This window comes from Yersinia sp. KBS0713 (assembly GCF_005937895.2).
Taxonomy (GTDB): domain Bacteria; phylum Pseudomonadota; class Gammaproteobacteria; order Enterobacterales; family Enterobacteriaceae; genus Yersinia; species Yersinia bercovieri.
Genome location: NZ_CP042173.1, coordinates 2508244 through 2528066, shown reverse-complemented (window position 1 = coordinate 2528066; position 19823 = coordinate 2508244). Strand labels below are relative to the sequence as shown.

The window sequence follows — 19823 nt, the reverse complement described above, 5'->3', positions numbered from 1 at the left end:
GCTGGTTGTGAGATCAGCCCCTATCCCGATTTGTTGGCACCACAACTCGAATCAGCTTATTTAGCCAGGATGATTAAGCCGGAATAGTGATTACGGCCTTTAATGCCGGGGTGGGTAGGGTCAATAGCCTGCTGCTGGCTGGTGCGGCGAAAACTGGTGTACTTGAAATGATGCTTATTGGCATCCGATTCGTCAGGCACTGTGGTGCATATAGTACAACCGCCGACCCGGTCAACCTGATGAATGCCCGCGCCACGCAATTGGTGCTCAGCGATGGCCGCCAAATTGAGGTGACGAAAGCGGGGAGAAATAATATTTTTTGCCAGCGGTAATCGGTTAACAAATTGCTCAACTAGCTCTTCATTGACCTCATAACAGCAGGAGCGCGCCGCGGGGCCAATGGCGGCCAGCCAATTAGCCGGATCGTCATCGCGGGCAATACGTTCCACCATCTTTAAGATAATGCCATCTAACAGCCCACGCCAGCCAGCATGGACCACCGCAATGCCTCTCCCCTGTCGATGACTGAAAATGACCGGCAGGCAATCCGCCGTCAATACCGTTAACAAAATGCCCGCGTGGGTGGTATAGAGGCCATCAGCTTCGCCACACTCTTGCCCAGGCTCTGTTACATCGACAATTCTGGTGCCATGTACCTGTTTTTTATTGGGTTGTGATGCCCGATAAGGTTGGAGGCTATCAGGTAATAGCGCTAATTTATTGCCAAACCCGTGGCAGATGGTGGGGATTCGACTCAACTGGGGTGAAAAATCGATCATGGGCTTACCTAATAAGGAAAAAGTACGCCACACAGTGTAAACCGCTTTTGAATTGAATGACTAGTCGCCTTTTCTTATTAAGGTTGCGGTTCCACGGGCGAAACAGTGGCTTGCAACCGTAGAACGGCTTCTTTAGACTAACGACGCCTCCGCCGGTGATGCTGGCGGTTAATCATCTGTTATCTGGAACTCAACCATGTCTTATCAGTGCCCCCTTTGTCATCAAGCCTTGCTACCAAGCCTACAACAGTGGCGTTGCAGCAATAACCATCAGTTTGATTGCGCCAAAGAGGGTTACGTCAATTTAATGCCGGTGCAGCATAAAGGTTCGAAGCAACCGGGCGATAGCCCAGAGATGATGCAGGCGCGGCGGGCATTTCTTGATGCGGGCTATTATCAGCCTTTGCAGCAGCGGGTGTGTGAAATTCTGGATTCGGCATTACCGCTGGATGCGACCATGTTACTTGATATTGGTTGTGGTGAAGGCTATTACACCGCGGCGGTGGCCGATCAGTTAAATCGACAGCGCCAGATCTCTGTTTTTGGATTAGACGTGGCAAAAGTGGCCATTAGGTATGGCGCTAAACGCTATCAACAAGTGAATTTCTGTGTGGCCTCGAGCCACAGATTGCCCTTTGCCAGCCACTCTCTTGATGCGGTATTGCGTATTTATGCCCCCTGCAAAGCGAGCGAGTTGGCGCGCACCGTGAAACCCGGCGGTATTGTGGTAACAGTTGCACCTGGGCCGCGCCATCTCTATCAGTTAAAAGCGCTGATTTATGCTGAAGTGCAACTGCACGATGATACTGAAGAGTCCCTGGAGGGTTTTGAATTGGTCAGCCGTGAAACGCTGAGCTATGAAATGAAGCTAAGTGGTAAGCAGGGTTTTAACTTATTGCAGATGACACCATTTGCCTGGCGCGCCGCCATTGAAACTGGGCAGGAGCTGGCCGCACGTCGCACATTTATCTGCGAAACAGATTTTGTTATCGCGCTACATCGCCGCAAAGCGGAAGTGTCTGCCGCAGAAATGCCAGTGGTTACGAGTGATGGCGAGTAAATAGGCTATTGCAGCTCGGCCTGAGCGCGTTTGGGCCGAAAATTATATTTAACTTATCGCCATTTATGTTGACTAGTTAAAGGCGCAATATAGCCTAATGCTATCTCACTTATAAAAATGATATTGTTTTTTTAATATATAACAGTAGAGAAATACCCTGGTGCAGCGTCAGAAATTAACTTAAGTCAAATTTGTGGTCTTTTATATTTAAAATATCGTGGGCTATTTTAGATCCAGGTTTCGCCAGGTTCGCCCACCAGATTCAGTCACTAATATTGAGGGGATAAACCTTATCTCTTCAGCAATTTTTAGTGCTAAATCAGCCACTTCTTGCTTGTTTAATGTGCCACTCCCGTAATTGAACTCTCCTTCAGGTAATTTATATATCTTCTCCCTGCCAATGAGACGGGTAAATCCCGCATCACTCATTTTCTTATTCAGCACCTCATAATCGCCTTCCACTGCATTATGCAAAACAACACTGACCGTGAAGTACGGCATAGCTATTTTTCCAATTGATCAAAAGATATTGCTTATATATCACACTGGAGGAATGCATATTTTGACCGGCGTCTAATTGCTGGCAGGAGGATGAAAATAACCTTGCACAAAATATGCCTTTCGTGCGGGTTCAGGTGTTAGGGGGCGGTTTATGCCCCCAAGGGTTGCGGGCGCTTAGAGTGCGAACGATAACCGGTTGCGACCCGCGTGTTTTGCCGCGTAGCAGGCGATATCGGCCTGACGCATGGCTTGCGCGGCGGTTTCAATTTGTCGGATCAAGGGGACCGCGCCCAAACTTGCAGTGAAGGCATAGGATTGACCGCGCCAATGGAACTGAATGGCAGCAATATCGGCGACGACCTGCTCCAGAATGTCTGTTGCGGGCTTGTTTTTGCAATTAAATAGTACGATAGCAAATTCATCGCCACCTAAGCGGGCGACGATGTCATTTTCACGTACTGCTTGCTGCATGGTTTGGGCTACCATGCGCAGCACCATATCGCCCGCTTCATGACCTGCGGTATCATTCACTTCTTTGAAATAATCTAAATCGACATAACAGAGAATATGCTGTTCACTCTCGCCCAATTGGCTGATGGCATGGGTTAGCCGCTCTTCTAATCGTCGCCGATTAATTAGGCCTGTCAGCATGTCATGGTTGGCCTGATATTGCAGTTCGCGCTGTTCATGGCGTGCGCGGGTCACATCCTGGAATACCACCACGGCACCGGTGAGTTGGTTGTCACGATCGCGAATTGGTGAGGCTGAACAGCGAATCTCTTGTCGTTCGCCCTGACTCGAAAGTAGCTGACTCCCCTCCGGCAATAAGGTATGACGCCCCTCATTCAAGCACTGGTTAAAGGCCAGTAGATGATTTTTATCCTGTAGCGGGGACCATAAAATAAAGACATCTTCAATCGGCAGGCCGCAGGACTCATTCTGGCTACGTCCGGTCATCTCTTCTGCTTTAGGATTCATTAATACGACGCGGCCCTCACAATCGAGGGAAATAATTCCCTCCTGAATGGATGACAGCACCCGATGCAGCTGCTCACGCTCCTCATAGCGGGCCACTTCACTGGCACGTAGCGCATCTTCGCGCTGTTTTCGTTCACTCATGTCACGAATGATTTTGGCATAACCCAGTAGTTTGCCACTATGATCATGGACCACGGTAATGACGGTCACCGCCCAAAAGCGGGTCATATCTTTGCGAACTAACCAGCCTTCACGCTCCATTCGGCCAGTGGATGCGGCGGTTTTCAGCAGTTTTTCCGGCAGACCAGCCGCGATATCCTCAGGTAGGAAGAAACAGCCAAAATGTTGGGCGATGATCTCATTGCTGGCATAGCCGATATTGCGCTCTGCGCCGTGGTTCCAGGTGTTGACTCGCCCCCATGGGTCAAGCATTAAAATTGCGTAATCCTCAACGGTATCAACCATTAAGCGAAAACGTTCTTCACTGATGCGCAAGGCCTCTTCCCGCTGGCGGCGCTCTGTCAGGTCGCGGACAATTTTGGTAAAGCCCAATAGCTTTCCGCTGTCATCATGCATCGGGTTAATCGCCACACTTGCCCAGTAGCGGATACCATTTTTGCGCACATGCCAACCTTCGGTCTGGAAATTACCCTCAGCGGTGGCTTTGGCGAGAGATTTCTCCGGCAGGCCAGCAGAGATATCTTCCTGAGTAAACAGTAGCGCAAAGTGCTCACCAATGATCTCATCGCTGGTATAACCCTCGTTGCGCTCCCCGCCTTTATTCCAGGTAAGAATACGCCCATGGGTATCTATCATGTAGATAGCATAATCTTCGACTTCACTGATCAGGTGGCGAAACAGCTCTTCACTTTTACGCAGGGCGTTTTCCCGCTGCCACTTATCGGTTAGATCACGGGTCACATGCACAAAACCTTGCAGATTATTATCTGCATCATGCAGTGCGTTGAGGGTGAGATTACCCCAAAAGCGTTTGCCATTTTTACGGACTCGCCAGCCCTGAGTTTCATAGTGACCAAACTGATTGGCGTGCTGTAGCCCTTTGGTTGGTAACTGCCCAGCCAAATCTTCTGGGGTATAAAACAGTTCGAAAGATTGACCAATGATCTCTTCAGCGTCATAACCGGTATTGCGTTCTGCGCCACTGTTCCAGGTCAGAATATGTCCTTGGGCATCAATAATGTATATGGCGTAGTCATCTACGGCTTCAATTAATAGCCGGAAAATGTGATCGTCAAATGATGCTGGATGCAGAGCCATATCGGTATTTCCTTGAATTTTTACTCAGCACAGGGGGGCTGAACAGAACTATAGCCAGAAGCTTTAATCTGTTACCGCGATAAAAATGATGCGCCAGTTTATCGCCAACTGGCGAAAGTAGGTAATAAGATTTTTATGACCAGAAATATTTAATAAGGCAATAGTGAGGGCTGATATATCATCTCAGTCCGCGGGGTTGCGGCGTGAAGCCTTTGGCAGTAAGGCTTCAGGCGACTCTCTATTAAATTGAGATGGCGTGAATAATAATGTTCACCCTAGAGATAATAGGGGTAAGTTCAAATTGAAAGTATACAAATAATGACTTAAGTGGGGAGGGTTAATTAATTTCAGTTCTGAATAATTAGATTTTAGACGTCATTTTACTTTAATTTCTTTCCATATCAGCAAGCAATGGCGTGACTAAGCGCGATCATCTATTTCACATAGTTACTCTGATTTTTTTACGACCCAAAAAATATCCGCCATGAAGCGCAGAAATGCTTGCATCGACAAGTGTTATCAGGATAATCCTGAATCCTTATAATAAGCATTCGCATTGCTAACGGATTTGCAAACTTCAGGGGCATCAACACAATGAATCAATCAATCTCCACCCGCGCGCATCAGAAACGGCTGGCACCGCGTCTTTTGTGCGTGATGATCGGGGCAGCACTTGGCACGTTATCGGCATCTACATGGGCGGCAACCACAGACAGCGCGGCTGACAGCGTTAAGAATACCAGTGCCGCAGCGGCGGATACGGCTAAGAGTGATGAGAGCAAAAAAACTGACACCATCACGGTCGTCGGGACGCAGGATACATTCCGCGCTGGCGGTAATGATTTAATCCCAACCTATCTGGATGGTCAGGTGGCGAATGGTGGCCGTATTGGCTTCCTTGGGCAGCAAGATGCCCGCAATGTGCCATTTAACGTGATTAGTTACACCTCGAAAATGATCGAAGATCAGCAGGCGGCGACAGTTGCGGACGTGGTTAGAAATGATGCTTCGGTGCAGAACGTGCGCGGTTATGGCAACCCATCACAAAATTACCGCATTCGTGGTTACAACCTCGATGGTGATGATATCTCATTTGGCGGCTTATTCGGTGTGTTACCACGTCAGATTGTCTCTACCAGCATGGTTGAGCGGGTAGAAGTATTTAAAGGGGCGAATGCCTTTATTAATGGTATTTCACCCAGTGGTAGTGGTGTTGGTGGGATGATTAATCTGGAACCTAAACGTGCCGGTGATACCCCATTGACTCGCGTCACTGTGGATTATGGTTCCTCGTCACAAGTGGGGGGGGCCTTGGATGTGGGCCGTCGTTACGGTGATGATGATCAATTTGGTGTTCGGGTGAATGTATTGCACCGTGAAGGCGAAACCGCCATTAAAGATGAAAAAAATCGGTTGACCGCAGTGTCTACCGGCCTTGATTATCGCGGCGACCGCGCTCGTACCTCATTGGATGTGGGTTACCAAAAGCAAACTATTCATCATATGCGTACCGATGTTGCCATTGGTGGTGCAACGGTGATCCCAGAACCACCATCAACGACACTGAACTATGGGCAGTCTTGGGTTTATACCGATATGGAAACCACCTTCGGTATGCTGCGTAGCGAGTATGACGTCAGCCAAGACTGGACGGTTTACGGTTCTATCGGTGCCAGCCGTAATGAAGAAACTGGACAATACGGTTCGCCAGCCCTAACTAGTGCCAATAATGGCGATGCCAAAATTTCTCGTTTGTATGTCCCTTATGTGGCCGATTCTGTGGCGGGTCTGGGCGGAATACGCGGCCACTTTGATACCGGTTTTATCACTCATAAAGTGAACCTGGGTTATGCGGCTAACTATCGTACCGCTAAGTCAGCTTGGAATATGTCGAACTCAGAAAATACTAATATTTACAATCCCGGTGTGATTGGCTTCCCTCCAACGACTATGGGCAGTACTAATCAGGATCCAACCCTAAATAGCCAGGTACGGGCCTCGGGGCTTTCATTATCTGATACCTTATCGATGATGGATGACAAAGTATTGGTGATGCTGGGGGTACGTCGTCAGGAAGTGACCATCCGTAACTTTGACAGTGGTGTGCCTAATAGTGCGGGATCACTGGATGAAATGAAGGTCACGCCTATTTACGGCATCATGGTGAAGCCTTGGGAAAAAGTATCCCTGTATGCTAACCACATTGAAGCATTAGGGCCGGGCAAAGCTGCACCGTCGACCTATAGTAATGCGAGTGGTGTTACGACGCCTGTGGCTAATAAAGGTCAAATTCCGGGCATTATTCATTCAAAACAGAATGAAATCGGGGTGAAATTTGATAACCAGCGCTACGGCGGCACTTTGGCCCTGTTTGAGATCACCCGCCCAACGGGCAATGTTGATCCTGCAACCAATGTATATGGTTTCTATGGCGAACAACGTAACCGTGGTGTTGAACTGAATGTCTTTGGCGAGCCGGTGTTTGGTACTCGTCTGCTAGGGAGTGCCACTTGGTTGGATCCTAAGCTGACTAAAACACAAAACGGAGCAAACAATGGTAATGATGCCGTGGGTGTGGCCCGTTATCAGTTAGTGTTTGGCGGTGAGTATGATATTCCGGCAGTTGAAGGGCTGACTGCTACCGGTACAGTGGTGCGGTCAGGTTCTCAGTATGCTAACGAAGCCAACACCTTAAAACTGAAACCATGGACCCGCCTGGATCTGGGTGTGCGTTACACTATGCCAATGAAGGACACCAACCTGACCTGGCGTGCCAATGTTGAGAACGTGACCAACGAGCGCTACTGGGAATCGGTTGAAGATAGCGGCACTTACATCTATCAGGGTGATCCGCGCGCATTGAAACTCTCCGTCTCAATGGACTTCTGATCACTAAGTTGATGTCGGTTTAGTTGACTGGCATTGGTGAAATAAAACCCCGCACCCTTTCCTTTATCAGGTCAGTTCAGTGCGGGGTCTTTTTTTGCTGCCAGCTTTATTTTAGGCTGAGAATAAAAGGGCGAACCCGGTTAAGCTAGCGCGTAAATATGCTCATACAGAATATTAAAGCCGATACCAATTAGCACTATCCCACCCATGATTTCAGCACGTTTACCCAATAGTGGGCCAATGTAGCGGCCAATCAGCATACCGAGGGTGGCCATGATCATGGTGGCTAACCCAATCGCCATGGCGGTGTGAACAATGTTCACTTGCAAGAGTGCCAGGCCGACACCAATTGCCATGGCATCAAGGCTGGTGGCAATGGCGGTCATCACCAGCACCCAAAAGCTGTGGCTGCGCATCTTTTCGGTCTCTTCAACTTGCTGTTTCGCGCCTTCAAATATCATGCGAGAGCCGAGAATAAACAGCAGGCTGAAAGCAATCCAGTGATCCCACTCGAGGATATATTGACTGGCGAACAGGCCGATGCACCAACCAATCAGCGGGGTAATAGCTTCGATCACGCCAAATATTAGGCCGGTACGCAGTGCTTCTCTAAAACGGGGTTTGTGCAGACTGGCGCCTTTACCAATAGATGCAGCAAATGCATCCATCGACATAGCAAAAGCAAGAATAAGTGTTGCAGATAGATTCATAGAAATAGACTCGGCCGGGCGGCTCCATATACACGTAACCCACCCCCAACCTAACGACGGAGCTACGTGTCTATGGTCTCGCCAACCTTACCTGGCTGCCCGCACCACGTTTCAATAGATGAAACGAGTATGTTGATACGAGCGTTTCTGTGTATCGAGCTATAAAAATAGAACGAATAGAAACCGGCTACTCCCCATGAACGGCGCAACCTTAACATATAAATTATTATATCGACAACCCTAAAAATAATATGGCAAACCACTGGAATTGATAATGATTTTCATTATCGGAGTTTTATTGGAAAATAGTCTATATAAGCATCAATGTTGGTGTGGAAATAAGTCTGGAGGGGATTGGCTATTGCTGGGAAATTAATCTGTTGAGCAACAGTGAAATAGACTCACTTCCCAGTAGAATTGGCTTTATGATTGATTTTAAATGAAAAAATTATAGATCTTTTCTAAGTCATCTAATTGACTGACCTGGATTAGTAATCGGCGCTGCTCTAACTCAATGACTAAGATCCCATCTTCAGATAAATTCATACTTTTTATCCGGCTATATTCAATAAAAGCATTAGCGTAGAAGAAACCTGTATTTTTAAACAACAACTTGGGCCAGCGGATATAAGAGATATAAACCGCAATTAATGCTAATCCCACTAATAAATAGGTAGTTAACGGTGCCCCATTTGCCATGACATTGTTGTAAATGAGGATAGCAATCAGTCCGACAAAGATGGCGCAGTCGATTTTGCTTTTACGTTTGAGGTGAACTTGTAGCCGGGTTTTGCCTTTCATCATATTCATGATGAATTCATCATAGATGGCATAAGCAAGAAGTAGGGCAATAAAGACAACTAAAATGATATCGGTAACCGACATGCAACAACTCCTGAAATAAAAAACCGGGAGGTATCCCCCCGGTTTTAGCTCAATCTAACGACGCAATTATGGTGCCAGGAAGCCAATCCAGTAGCCGAAGATACCGATAGCGAAGAAGCCCATAATAATCCACAGTGCGTTAACTTTGCGGCGTAACAACCACATACAACCGAAGGTTAACAGTAGCGGCACCAGGCCCGGCATCAACTGATCCAAGATGGTTTGCACCGTGGTGACGGTGGTCTCGCCATTCTGGTTGGTTATCTTGGAGACCACCACCGGTATGTTGACGTGCGTCCACTTGTTAACCAAGGCCCCCATCACAAACAGGCCGAGGATAGACGCCCCTTCCGTCAGTTTTTGTAGCAGGCCACCGTCCATATCGCTGACGATATTGACGCCTTTTTTATAGCCGTAGGCCACACCATAGTAACGGGTCAGTAAGCGGACCAGGTTAAACAGCACAAAGAACAGTAGCGGACCAAGTAAGCTTCCGCTCATCGCGATACCCGCACCGAGAGCCGCCAATACCGGACGTACAGTACCCCAGAATATTGGGTCACCCACACCGGCCAGAGGCCCCATCAGACCCACTTTGATACCGTTAATGGCCGCGTCGTCAATCTCCGCACCATTGGCTTTCTGCTCTTCCATCGCCAGCGTAACACCCAGAATCGGGGCTGCAACGAAGGGTTGGGTGTTGAAGAACTCCAGGTGGCGTTTGATTGCCTGTTTACGCTCTTCCGAGTTCTCTGGATACAGGCGACGGATCGCTGGCACCATGGAGAAGCAGAAGCCTAGCGCCTGCATACGTTCGAAGTTCCACGACCCTTGGAAGAGGTTAGAGCGGATAAACACACCGCGGATGTCGGCGGGCGTGAGTTTCTTTTCGCCAGTTGTTGTTTTATCAACACTGGTTTTATCAAGCACAGTTGTTGTATCAACCATTTCTCTCACCTATTCCTAGTCTAATTCGTTATCAAGATCGTTATTGGCCGGGCCAGACTGTACAACCTGAGATTTGTTGTATTTCGGGCTGAGCTGGATATAAAGCAGGGCCATAACCACACCAATAACACCCAGAGCCACCAGGTTGAAGTTGGTAAATGCCGCAGTAACGAAACCTAAGTAGAAGAATGGCATCAGGTAGCCGGCACGCATCATGTTGATAACCATGGCGTAACCTACTACGACTATCATACCACCGGCGATATTCAGACCACTGGTAACCACATCAGGAATCGAGCTGAGCAGCATCTGAACTTCAGATGTTCCAACAGACAGGGCGACGATCAGGGCAGGGATAGCGATACGCATCGCCTGCAAGAACAGGGCAGAAATGTGAATCCAGGTGATTGCGCGTAGGCTGCCACGTTCGGCGGCACCATCGGCGGCGTGCTGGAAGGCTACCGTAATGGTACGAACGATAATGGTTAATACCTGACCGGCGGCGGCCAGTGGAATAGCCAGTGCGATACCCGCACCGATGTCTTGACCGCCGGCAATAACCAGAATGGTGGAAATGATTGATGCCAAAGCTGCATCAGGTGCCACTGCGGCCCCGATGTTCATCCAGCCGAGGGCGATCATCTCCAAAGTACCACCGATAATAATACCGGTTTTCATGTCACCCAGCACCAGACCGACTAAGGTACAAGCGACAAGGGGACGGTGGAATTGGAACTCATCCAGAATGGAACCCATCCCGGCGATACAGGCAACTATGAATATCAGCACAATCTGAAGAGTTGTGATCTCCATTGTACTTCTCCTATGACCAAAAAAGCTGAGTAAAAATAACCGTGCTCCAAAACAGAACAGGGCATAACCTTGCTACGTCGTTTTTAGTAAAGCTATTTATTAAGTTTGCTAATTAAATCCATCATTTTGAGCCGGCTATCCGAAGAGACTTTCCGAACTTCCAGTTCAATACCGCGCGCATTTAATTTATTAAAGGCTTCAATATCTTTTTCATCGACGGAGACCGCATTGTTCACCTGGGTTTTACCCTGACGGAATGCCATACCACCGATATTAACTGACTTAATGTCCACGCCAGCCTCAACTAAACGCACCACGTCAGTTGGGTTGGTAAATAACAGCATGACCCGATCTTTGGCATATTTCGGGTTGTTGTAGACGCGGATAGCTTTTTCGACATCAACCACGTGCGCAGTGACACCCGGAGGGGCAACCTGCTTGAGCAAGGTGCTACGCATTTTGTCAGCAGCCACTTCGTCACTGACCACAATAATGCGGCTTACGTTAGTTTCTTTGGTCCAGCGTGTGGCGACCTGACCATGGATTAAGCGATCATCAATACGCACCAGCCCGAACTTCATATGATCGTTCGGACCTAAAGCGACGGCCGGAGCCTTGGCTTTTGGCGCAGGAGTAGTTTGTGGTTTCTCCGGCTCTTTAGGCTGCGCTTTTAGCGCTCTAACACCCTCACGCCCGGTCTCCACTGCAATTGCAATCAATTCGGAAAATGATGGGTTATCATCACGAGCCATAAAGGTTTCAACCAGCATCGGAATATTAATCCCGGCGACGACCTCATAGTTCTCTTTATCGGCAGCAATGCGGCTGGCGGCATTAAACGGACTGCCACCCCAAGTATCAACCAGGAATACCACACCTTTGCTGGTATCTAGCCCGGTTAATTTACCGTTGTATTTCTCAATCAACGTTTCGGCATTCTCACCGGGGACGAAATCGATATAAGCGACATTACTCTGTTCGCCTATAAGCATTTCAGCTGTTTTCAGCAGTTGTTCTGCCGCAGCCCCATGTGTGCCAATGATAATAGCTATACTCACTCGCTACCCCCTCTGTTAACTCAGAATTGAGTTCTCGCACGTAACAGAAAAACCTGTATTCACCAACGCCACTTCGGTACACATTGAATCTATTATGATAGTCACAATATCTATTCACTGCTGGCGATTTATACGTTACGGCAATGAATCGATTCAGGTTGATACCACAATGTTGTTGGATGTGATTTATTTTAGTCAGTGAAAAAATAAATTATGTGACGGTGCTCAGTTATTGGGACATGTTATGAATGATTTAGCTTATTTGGATGATTATTAGACACATACATGAGCACTCTTGATGTGTTTGATCTGTAAAACATTCATCACAGTAGGGGGCTGATGTTTAAAATTTATGCGATTTGTATGAATATTGGCAGATCAGCCACATTGGGTTGCGGGGAAATCGCCGAGACGAAAAAGAGCGGGGCATAAAATGGGGGAATATAGCGGGTTAGAGAATAAATCCCCCTATGCTGATAAAAAGAATCCTGATAAAGTTAACGGCTCTTTTAATTGTCAGGAGTTAAGGGCCTCAGCTCTCCCTATGGACTGTCACCGAAGTTACTGTTTTATTAGCGTTAATACCCAGCCAGTGGGTCTAAATCTGGTTATCCCATCACGCACCCTTGCTGCGTATAATTTCACCCGATCCTTCTGCGTATCTATACTGACAACCGTACCGCGGCGTTTTGCTGCGTCTGTTGCCGGGCGCACATCATCTGGATCTTGTTCTTATTTTCGGAGTCTGACATGGAATTTCTAATGGACCCCTCAATTTGGGCAGGGTTACTGACGCTGGTAGTGTTGGAAATTGTTCTGGGTATTGATAACCTGGTATTTATTGCCATTTTGGCCGATAAACTTCCGCCTAAACAACGGGATAAGGCCAGAATCATCGGCCTGTCTCTGGCGCTGATTATGCGCCTGGGGCTGTTGTCGGTCATCTCCTGGATGGTCACGCTGACCACACCGCTCTTTAGTGTCGGCAGTTTTAACTTCTCAGGGCGAGACCTGATTTTGCTGGTGGGGGGGCTATTCCTGCTATTTAAAGCCACCACCGAGCTACATGAGCGGCTGGAGGGTAACCAGCACGATGACAGTGCCAATCGCGGTTATGCCAGCTTTTGGGCGGTCGTCGCGCAGATTGTGGTGCTCGATGCCGTCTTCTCACTGGACGCCGTAATTACGGCCGTGGGGATGGTTAACGACTTAGCCATCATGATGACAGCGGTCGTGATTGCGATGGGTGTGATGCTACTGGCATCAAAAACACTGACCCAGTTTGTCAACGCGCACCCGACGGTGGTGGTGCTCTGTCTCAGCTTCTTACTGATGATTGGCCTGAGCCTGATTGCTGAAGGCTTTGGTTTCCACATTCCGAAAGGTTACCTCTACGCGGCCATCGGCTTCTCTATCCTGATTGAGCTGTTTAATCAGATTGCGCGTCGTAATTTCATCAAACATGAGTCCCGCTTACCAAGACGCCAGCGCACCGCTGAAGCTATCATCCGCTTAATGGGCGGTCGTGAGCAGCAGGAGCCGCAAAATGGCGATTCGCAGCAGGCGATGCCGACCGAGGCCGCCTTTGCTGAAGAGGAGCGTTACATGATAAGCGGCGTGTTAACCCTGGCCTCCCGTTCAATGCGTAGTGTGATGACACCGCGCACTGAGATCTCATGGGTGGACTGTAATCGTTCACAAGCGGAGATCCGTGAGCAACTGCTCGATACGCCACACAGCCTATTTCCTGTGTGCCGCGACTCACTCGATCAGATAATCGGCGTAGTGCGCGCCAAAGATCTGTTAGTCGCCATCGAGCGTGGCGACTCAATTTGTGAGTTTGCTGCGGCAACGCCACCTATTGTGGTGCCTGATACCATGGATGTGATTAATCTGCTGGGTGTATTGCGCAAAGCAAAAGGCCGCTTAGTGGTGGTGAATGACGAATTTGGCGTCGTGCAGGGGCTGGTTACGCCGTTGGACGTGCTGGAAGCCATTGCCGGTGAATTCCCTGATGAAGATGAAACGCCGGACATTATTACTGATGGTGATAGCTGGCTGGTGAAAGGGGGGGCAGACTTGCACTCTCTGGAGCAGGCGCTGGATTGCCAGGAGCTGGTGAGCCCAACCGCTGATTATGCTTCACTTGCCGGTATGCTGCTTTCTCACTCAGGCCATATGCCAACGGTGGGCGATGTGGTTGAGCTGCATAATCTGCGCTTTGAGATTATGGCTGTGTCAGATTACCGCATCGAACTGGTTCGCATTACCAAGCTGAATAGTGAGTTGGAAGAGTAAAAGTGACTGACGGCGTTAAATGCTAACAGGGGAGCTTCGGCTCCCCTTACTGATCTGGCAGGCTATCAATTAACGAAATTAATTACACTGCACTTTAATTGCCAAACCACCACGGGACGTTTCGCGGTATTTAGCATTCATATCTTTGCCGGTCTCAAACATGGTTTCGATCACTTTATCCAGTGAGACGCGCGGCTCACTGGTACGGCGCATCGCCATACGTGCCGAGTTAATCGCTTTTACCGAGGCGATCGCATTACGTTCAATACAAGGCACTTGTACCTGCCCGGCCACGGGATCACAAGTCAGCCCCAAATTGTGCTCCATGCCAATCTCAGCGGCGATACAGACCTGAATCGGGCTGGCACCCAGTAACTCGGCCAAACCAGCGGCGGCCATGGAGCAGGCAACCCCCACTTCGCCCTGACAACCCACTTCAGCCCCAGAAATAGAGGCGTTCATTTTATACAAAATCCCGACAGCGCCAGAGGAGAGGAAGTAGCGGATAAAGATTTCAGGGGTAACCGGCTCGATAAAGTGATCGTAATAGGCCAGTACTGCCGGGACGATACCGCACGCACCGTTCGTCGGGGCGGTGACGACACGACCCCCGGCCGCATTCTCTTCGTTAACCGCCAGTGCGTACATATTGACCCAGTCAATGACGTTCATTGGGTCATGGGAGAGTTTATCAGAGGAGACTAGCAAGCGGCGCAACGCAGCAGCACGGCGTGGTACACGCAGTGGGCCGGGTAACACGCCCTCGGTATTTAGGCCACGTTCGATACAGGCCCGCATGGTCTGCCAGATGGCGGTGAAATAAGCGTCAATCTCCTCTTTACTGTGCATCGCTAGCTCATTTTGCATCACCATCCCGGAGATGGACATGCCGGTTTGTTCGCAGTTAGCCAGAATTTCTTCCGCAGAATTAAACGGATAGGGCACGCTAACGGCATTGACCACCGCTTTACCAAAGTGCTCTTCATCAACGATAAAACCACCGCCGATGGAGTAGTAGGTTTTGCTCAGGATTTTCTCATCACCGGCAAAGGCGTGAATTTGCATCCCATTTTCGTGTAGCGGCAGATTATCACTACGGAACACCATACCGCCCTCACGAGGGAAGTCCACTTCATGCAAGCCATTGGCCAACATCAGTTTTTGGCGTAATTCCACATCACGAATAAAGGCAGGAATACCATCGATATCCACGGTGTCAGGCATATTGCCCGCCAACCCCATAATAATCGCGATATCAGTGTGGTGACCTTTACCGGTCAGTGACAAGGAGCCGTAAACATCCACGGCGACACGCGTGACAGATGGCATCAGCCCTTGAGTCACCAGCAAATCAGCAAATTCCTTGCCAGCTTTCATTGGCCCAACGGTATGGGAGCTGGATGGACCGATACCAATCTTGAACATATCAAAAACGCTAATCACGCTAAAACTCCTTCACAACGCATCTTGTTATTCTTATCGCATAGGGCAGCTAAGAATATCTGTATTAAGTATAAGCGTTCTGTGGCTGGCGGCAGATAACTTCGCATCAAATACCGAGGTGAGGTCATGGTGATATCAGTCATGCCATCACAGAGCGCTGTTAATTTGGGTACTACTGGTGTCGGCGGTATCAAGTTGATACCGCAACAGTTACCTATCACTATTCGCAACAGCGTAGGGTGATATCGGCTTTTTTACTCTCAGCTTTTAACCTTATATATTTAGTGGTTTATTTTGATGAAAGATATTTTACAGATATTTCATAACGCTGACAGGCAAGTTTACAGTTTTTTTAAAAAGGATGTGCAGAGAAAATAGAGTAAAAATCGATGTGATGGGGTGATAGGGATCGCTTTATGCTGTATTTCAGTTTTATAAAGGGAAACGTTGTGAAGCGGATCACCCAGTATCCATGCCTGGCGTATGGGATTAGATTAAATTAAATACTCACCTGTTGTGCCAATCGGCGGATAATCGCCGCTGTCAGCCCCCAAACAAACTGGCGCTCATACCAAGATAGATAGACCCGGTGATTGATTCCACCGCGATGGATATCCAGTGAATAGTAGCGGGAGAGACTCAGCGCCTCGTGTAACGGCATTTCAAATAGCCCCGCGACCTCATCTTCATTGCCATGAAAAGCAATATTGTCGGGAACTAAACCGACAATCGGCGTGACCTGATAGCCGCTGGAGCTATCCAGTGGTGCCAGTTGCCCTAGGACATGCACTGCGCTGGCAGGGATCGCGACCTCCTCCTCAGCTTCCCGCAGGGCGGTCTCAATCAGTGAACTATCTGTTGGATCGGCTTTGCCGCCGGGGAAGGCGACCTGACCGGCATGTTTACGCAAATGAGTTGATCGCCGGGTTAATAGCAACGTAGGTTCTGGCCGACAAATTATCGGAATTAATACCGCCGCATGGCGACTATTAGTAGAGAAACAGCCCGGCTGCGGCAGCTGTAATTGGAAGCGGCTGATAAATTCAGGCAGTGTTTTTCCGATCAGCGATCTATTTACACCATTAACCCACATGTCACTCACGGAGTCTCTCACTCATCAGTTATCCCTGCTTAAAAACGAGACATTTTCAAGTTGTGGCAAAATGCGGGCGATTTTATCAAATGTCTCCTGATATTCAGCCTGCTCCTGACTATCGGCCACAATACCACCGCCAGCAGAGCAGTAAATTTTGCCGTTTTCAGTCAATAGGGTGCGGATAGTGATGTTGGTGTCCATTGTGCCACAGCAACTAATATAGCCAATGTTACCGCAGTAAGCATTGCGCCGATGCGGCTCCAACTGCTCGATAATTTCCATCGCCCGGATTTTGGGGGCGCCGGTTATCGAACCACCGGGGAAACAGGCGCGGAGCAGTGCCGTTGCTGGGCACTCTGCGGGTAGGGTGGCGGTAATGGTGCTGACCAAATGGTGCACCGCCGGAAAGGGTTCAACCACGAATAATTCAGGCACCCGCACGCTGCCCGGTTGAGCCACTCGGCCGATATCGTTGCGTAGCAGATCGACAATCATCAGATTTTCCGCCTGATCTTTGCTGGAGTTCGCCAGCCGTGCCGCTTGTAAGCTGTCCTGTTCGGGGTCTGCCAGCCGTGGCAGTGTGCCCTTGATTGGGCGCGTCTGGATCTGCTGGTTTTCCAGCCATATGAAGCGCTCAGGTGAGACGCTCAGTATCGCGTTGTCGGGCAGACGTATAAAGGCGGAAAAAGGCGCGCGATTACTGCGGCTTAAAGCGAGAAAGGCCTGCCACTCATCGCCCTGATAGCCAGCGCTAAATCTTTGCGCCAGATTGATCTGATAGCAGTCGCCGCTGTGTAGATAGGCCTGAATCTGGCGGAACTTTTCGCCATACTGTTGGCGCGACATATTGGCCTGCCATGGGCTGGTGAGTGCAAATGGTGTGACAGTGTCACGTATCTTTTGCTGTTGCAGCCACTGTAGGCGCGGCCCGGCATCACCATGGCAAATCAGAGTCAGCTGCTGCAACTGGTGATCGGCAATCAGTGCCCAGTCATACAAGCCAACGGCCATATCGGGTAAGGTGATATCTGGCTCGGCCAGTGTGGGGATTTTCTCAATTCGGCGGCCCAGATCATAACCAAATAGCCCCAATGCGCCACCCAAAAATGGCAGGTCGGGATGTGGTGATATGGGTGGCGCGAATTTATCCAACTCTTGCTGCAATAAAGAGAATGGGTCTGCGGATGAGACTATTGACCCCTGAGCACGGGCAATTTCAGTCTGTTCCCCTCGTGTCGTGAGCGTGACCAATGGGTCGGCGACCAAAATATCAAAACGATTATGGGCGTGCTCGGCGAATCCGGAGTGCAACAGCATGGCCCAGGCCTGATGGGCAAGTGGCGTAAATTGCTGGAGCAGGGCGTTAGGCTGATAGGGCAATGCTGTGAAGGTCAGGGGTTTTACACTCATGTGTCGCGACTCTTTTCTTTCGGCTGGAGAGGGTGCTGGTGAATATTGGGCCGTGGAGGAGATTAGCATAAATCACCGGCGGGTTGGCGTCACTTCTGCATAGAGCAGCCAATTCACCGTAGAGTAGAATAAACAGGTATACTTGAACAATTATATCCAGGAGATAAATCAATGCTAGCGGGTATGCCTTCACTCTCCCATGAGGAGCAGCAAGAAGCTGTTGAACGTATTCATCAATTCATGTCGGAAGGTATGAGCAGTGGTGAGGCGATTGCGTTGGTCGCTGCAGAGATCCGTGAGCGGCATCAGGATGATCCACAGGCCATGGCTATCTTTGAAGACACTGACTTCGATGAGCACGAGGAGTCTGATTATCGCCGTGATAATGAGCCAGATGCGGATGAGATCGAAGATCACTATGAGGGGTAGTTGCCGATTAAGCCGCAAAACCCGCCATTAATGGCGGGTTTTTATTGGGATAATGGTTACTGCCCACTTACCACGACAGCTGCCGCCGCCCGCTTCGCCACCGCAATGGCGGTGCTAATATCATCAGCAACTGCCAGCGCCACGCCTAAGCGCCGCTTACCGGCAATTTCCGGCTTACCGAATAAGCGAATTTGCGTATCACCCGTCAGCGCGGTTTCCAGCCCGTGGTAATGGATATTTTGGCTGGTTAATTCAGGCAAAATAACGGCTGATGCAGCTGCGCCATATTGGCGGATAGTGCCAATTGGCAGCCCAAGAAATGCGCGAACATGTAACGCGAATTCAGACATATTTTGCGAAATCAGGGTCACCATACCGGTATCATGTGGGCGTGGTGAGACTTCGCTGAAAATAACCTCATCGCCACACACAAACAACTCGACACCAAATAGCCCGTGACCGCTCAATGCCGTGACCACCTGCGAGGCTATCTCTTGCGCCCGCGCCAATGCCACCGCGCTCATCGCCTGTGGTTGCCAGGATTCACGGTAATCGCCATCTTCCTGACGGTGACCAATAGGTGCGCAGAAATGAGTGCCATCAACAGCGCTGATGGTCAGCAGGGTAATTTCAAAATCAAAGTTTACCAGCCCCTCGACTATCACCCGCCCGCCGCCCGCACGGCCACCCAGTTGGGCGTAATCCCACGCCGCCTTAAGCTGCTCTTCATGGCGGATCAGACTCTGCCCTTTACCGGAAGAACTCATCACCGGCTTCACAATGCACGGATAGCCAATGTCACTCACCGCCTGGCGAAATGCGCTCTCGGTATCAGCGAAACGGTAGCTGGAGGTGGGTAATTGTAACGTTTCAGCTGCCAGACGGCGAATCCCTTCACGGTTCATCGTTAGGCGGGTCGCTTCGGCACAGGGCACCACCCGTTGCCCCATCTTCTCTAATTCAACCAGCATATCGGTGGCGATAGCTTCAATCTCCGGCACGATATAGTGAGGTTTTTCCTGCTCAACTAACTGCTTTAGTGCCGCACCATCCAGCATGTTAATCACATGGCTACGATGGGCGACATGCATCGCAGGCGCATCTGCGTAGCGATCAACAGCAATCACTTCCAGCCCCAGTCGCTGGCACTCAATCGCCACCTCTTTGCCCAACTCGCCAGATCCTAGCAGCATGATACGGGTAGCGCCTGGGCGCAGTGCGGTTCCAATTGTTAGCATAGTGAGATAC

Annotated in this window: 16 protein-coding genes and 1 riboswitch; of the genes, 4 read left to right on the top strand and 12 right to left on the bottom strand. The window is 49.5% G+C overall.

Annotated features, from left to right (window positions below; all coding sequences use genetic code 11):
- Window positions 1-56: 56 nt before the first annotated feature.
- Window positions 57-779: a peptidoglycan editing factor PgeF gene (pgeF, locus tag FFE93_RS11950; RefSeq protein WP_005272519.1), complete on the bottom strand. Its 723-nt coding sequence runs from the start codon at window positions 777-779 to the stop codon at window positions 57-59.
- Between the two features lie 196 nt (window positions 780-975).
- Between pgeF and rlmA the strand changes: the two genes are divergently transcribed.
- Window positions 976-1839 (top strand): 23S rRNA (guanine(745)-N(1))-methyltransferase, encoded by an 864-nt coding sequence (gene rlmA / locus FFE93_RS11945; protein ID WP_049602867.1) that lies wholly within the window; start codon window positions 976-978, stop codon window positions 1837-1839.
- Window positions 1840-2061: 222 nt separating this feature from the next.
- Here the strand turns inward: rlmA and FFE93_RS11940 are convergent, their stop codons facing one another.
- Window positions 2062-2340, bottom strand: coding sequence for a hypothetical protein (locus FFE93_RS11940; protein WP_032897046.1), 279 nt, complete (start codon window positions 2338-2340; stop codon window positions 2062-2064).
- 174 nt (window positions 2341-2514) lie between these two features.
- Window positions 2515-4596 (bottom strand): PAS domain S-box protein, encoded by a 2082-nt coding sequence (locus FFE93_RS11935; RefSeq protein WP_049602866.1) that lies wholly within the window; start codon window positions 4594-4596, stop codon window positions 2515-2517.
- 594 nt (window positions 4597-5190) lie between these two features.
- Here FFE93_RS11935 and FFE93_RS11930 point away from each other — a divergent pair.
- On the top strand, window positions 5191-7485 hold the full coding sequence (locus FFE93_RS11930) for a TonB-dependent receptor (protein ID WP_049602865.1): 2295 nt from the start codon (window positions 5191-5193) through the stop codon (window positions 7483-7485).
- Between the two features lie 140 nt (window positions 7486-7625).
- On the opposite strand, the gene mntP is transcribed toward FFE93_RS11930, so the two are convergent.
- The 5 genes from mntP to manX all read right to left on the bottom strand — a co-directional run bounded on the left by mntP (window position 7626) and on the right by manX (window position 11899).
- On the bottom strand, window positions 7626-8195 hold the full coding sequence (gene mntP, locus FFE93_RS11925) for a manganese efflux pump MntP (RefSeq protein ID WP_005272514.1): 570 nt from the start codon (window positions 8193-8195) through the stop codon (window positions 7626-7628).
- Between the two features lie 10 nt (window positions 8196-8205).
- Window positions 8206-8403, bottom strand: a riboswitch (yybP-ykoY riboswitch).
- 227 nt (window positions 8404-8630) lie between these two features.
- Window positions 8631-9080: a DUF986 family protein gene (locus tag FFE93_RS11920; protein WP_138775182.1), complete on the bottom strand. Its 450-nt coding sequence runs from the start codon at window positions 9078-9080 to the stop codon at window positions 8631-8633.
- Window positions 9081-9146: 66 nt separating this feature from the next.
- Window positions 9147-10028, bottom strand: a complete 882-nt coding sequence (locus FFE93_RS11915) for a PTS mannose transporter subunit IID (protein ID WP_005272512.1) — start codon at window positions 10026-10028, stop codon at window positions 9147-9149.
- A gap of 15 nt (window positions 10029-10043) precedes the next feature.
- Window positions 10044-10841: a PTS mannose/fructose/sorbose transporter subunit IIC gene (locus FFE93_RS11910; RefSeq protein ID WP_032814988.1), complete on the bottom strand. Its 798-nt coding sequence runs from the start codon at window positions 10839-10841 to the stop codon at window positions 10044-10046.
- A gap of 92 nt (window positions 10842-10933) precedes the next feature.
- The gene (gene manX, locus FFE93_RS11905; RefSeq protein ID WP_049602864.1) at window positions 10934-11899 is read right to left on the bottom strand and encodes a PTS mannose transporter subunit IIAB; all 966 of its coding nucleotides are present in this window, start codon (window positions 11897-11899) and stop codon (window positions 10934-10936) included.
- A 750-nt stretch (window positions 11900-12649) separates the two neighbouring features.
- Between manX and FFE93_RS11900 the strand changes: the two genes are divergently transcribed.
- Window positions 12650-14197 (top strand): TerC family protein, encoded by a 1548-nt coding sequence (locus FFE93_RS11900; RefSeq protein ID WP_032897043.1) that lies wholly within the window; start codon window positions 12650-12652, stop codon window positions 14195-14197.
- A 78-nt stretch (window positions 14198-14275) separates the two neighbouring features.
- Here the strand turns inward: FFE93_RS11900 and FFE93_RS11895 are convergent, their stop codons facing one another.
- The 3 genes from FFE93_RS11895 to pabB all read right to left on the bottom strand — a co-directional run bounded on the left by FFE93_RS11895 (window position 14276) and on the right by pabB (window position 18146).
- Entirely contained in the window at window positions 14276-15640 is a 1365-nt protein-coding gene (locus FFE93_RS11895; protein ID WP_138775181.1) for an L-serine ammonia-lyase, read from the bottom strand.
- Window positions 15641-16139: 499 nt separating this feature from the next.
- Window positions 16140-16733 (bottom strand): CoA pyrophosphatase, encoded by a 594-nt coding sequence (locus FFE93_RS11890; protein WP_057647673.1) that lies wholly within the window; start codon window positions 16731-16733, stop codon window positions 16140-16142.
- 24 nt (window positions 16734-16757) lie between these two features.
- Window positions 16758-18146, bottom strand: a complete 1389-nt coding sequence (gene pabB / locus FFE93_RS11885) for an aminodeoxychorismate synthase component 1 (RefSeq protein WP_138775180.1) — start codon at window positions 18144-18146, stop codon at window positions 16758-16760.
- A 171-nt stretch (window positions 18147-18317) separates the two neighbouring features.
- On the opposite strand from pabB, the gene FFE93_RS11880 reads away from it, so the two are divergent.
- Window positions 18318-18575, top strand: coding sequence for a YoaH family protein (locus tag FFE93_RS11880; protein ID WP_005272498.1), 258 nt, complete (start codon window positions 18318-18320; stop codon window positions 18573-18575).
- A gap of 56 nt (window positions 18576-18631) precedes the next feature.
- Here FFE93_RS11880 and purT read toward each other — a convergent pair whose 3' ends face one another.
- Window positions 18632-19813 carry a formate-dependent phosphoribosylglycinamide formyltransferase gene (gene purT, locus FFE93_RS11875; protein ID WP_054872682.1) on the bottom strand — a complete coding sequence of 394 codons (1182 nt, stop codon included), beginning with the start codon at window positions 19811-19813 and terminating at the stop codon, window positions 18632-18634.
- Window positions 19814-19823: the final 10 nt, after the last annotated feature.

Bases quoted from the DNA above. Each gene is read 5' to 3' on its own strand.
- FFE93_RS11890 (WP_057647673.1), bottom strand. From the start codon at position 16,733: ATGTGGGTTAATGGTGTAAATAGATCGCTGATCGGAAAAACACTGCCT.
- mntP (WP_005272514.1), bottom strand. From the start codon at position 8,195: ATGAATCTATCTGCAACACTTATTCTTGCTTTTGCTATGTCGATGGAT.
- FFE93_RS11880 (WP_005272498.1), top strand. From the start codon at position 18,318: ATGCTAGCGGGTATGCCTTCACTCTCCCATGAGGAGCAGCAAGAAGCT.
- rlmA (WP_049602867.1), top strand. From the start codon at position 976: ATGTCTTATCAGTGCCCCCTTTGTCATCAAGCCTTGCTACCAAGCCTA.
- FFE93_RS11930 (WP_049602865.1), top strand. From the start codon at position 5,191: ATGAATCAATCAATCTCCACCCGCGCGCATCAGAAACGGCTGGCACCG.
- FFE93_RS11935 (WP_049602866.1), bottom strand. From the start codon at position 4,596: ATGGCTCTGCATCCAGCATCATTTGACGATCACATTTTCCGGCTATTA.
- FFE93_RS11920 (WP_138775182.1), bottom strand. From the start codon at position 9,080: ATGTCGGTTACCGATATCATTTTAGTTGTCTTTATTGCCCTACTTCTT.
- pabB (WP_138775180.1), bottom strand. From the start codon at position 18,146: ATGAGTGTAAAACCCCTGACCTTCACAGCATTGCCCTATCAGCCTAAC.
- FFE93_RS11915 (WP_005272512.1), bottom strand. From the start codon at position 10,028: ATGGTTGATACAACAACTGTGCTTGATAAAACCAGTGTTGATAAAACA.
- FFE93_RS11900 (WP_032897043.1), top strand. From the start codon at position 12,650: ATGGAATTTCTAATGGACCCCTCAATTTGGGCAGGGTTACTGACGCTG.
- pgeF (WP_005272519.1), bottom strand. From the start codon at position 779: ATGATCGATTTTTCACCCCAGTTGAGTCGAATCCCCACCATCTGCCAC.
- purT (WP_054872682.1), bottom strand. From the start codon at position 19,813: ATGCTAACAATTGGAACCGCACTGCGCCCAGGCGCTACCCGTATCATG.
- FFE93_RS11940 (WP_032897046.1), bottom strand. From the start codon at position 2,340: ATGCCGTACTTCACGGTCAGTGTTGTTTTGCATAATGCAGTGGAAGGC.
- FFE93_RS11910 (WP_032814988.1), bottom strand. From the start codon at position 10,841: ATGGAGATCACAACTCTTCAGATTGTGCTGATATTCATAGTTGCCTGT.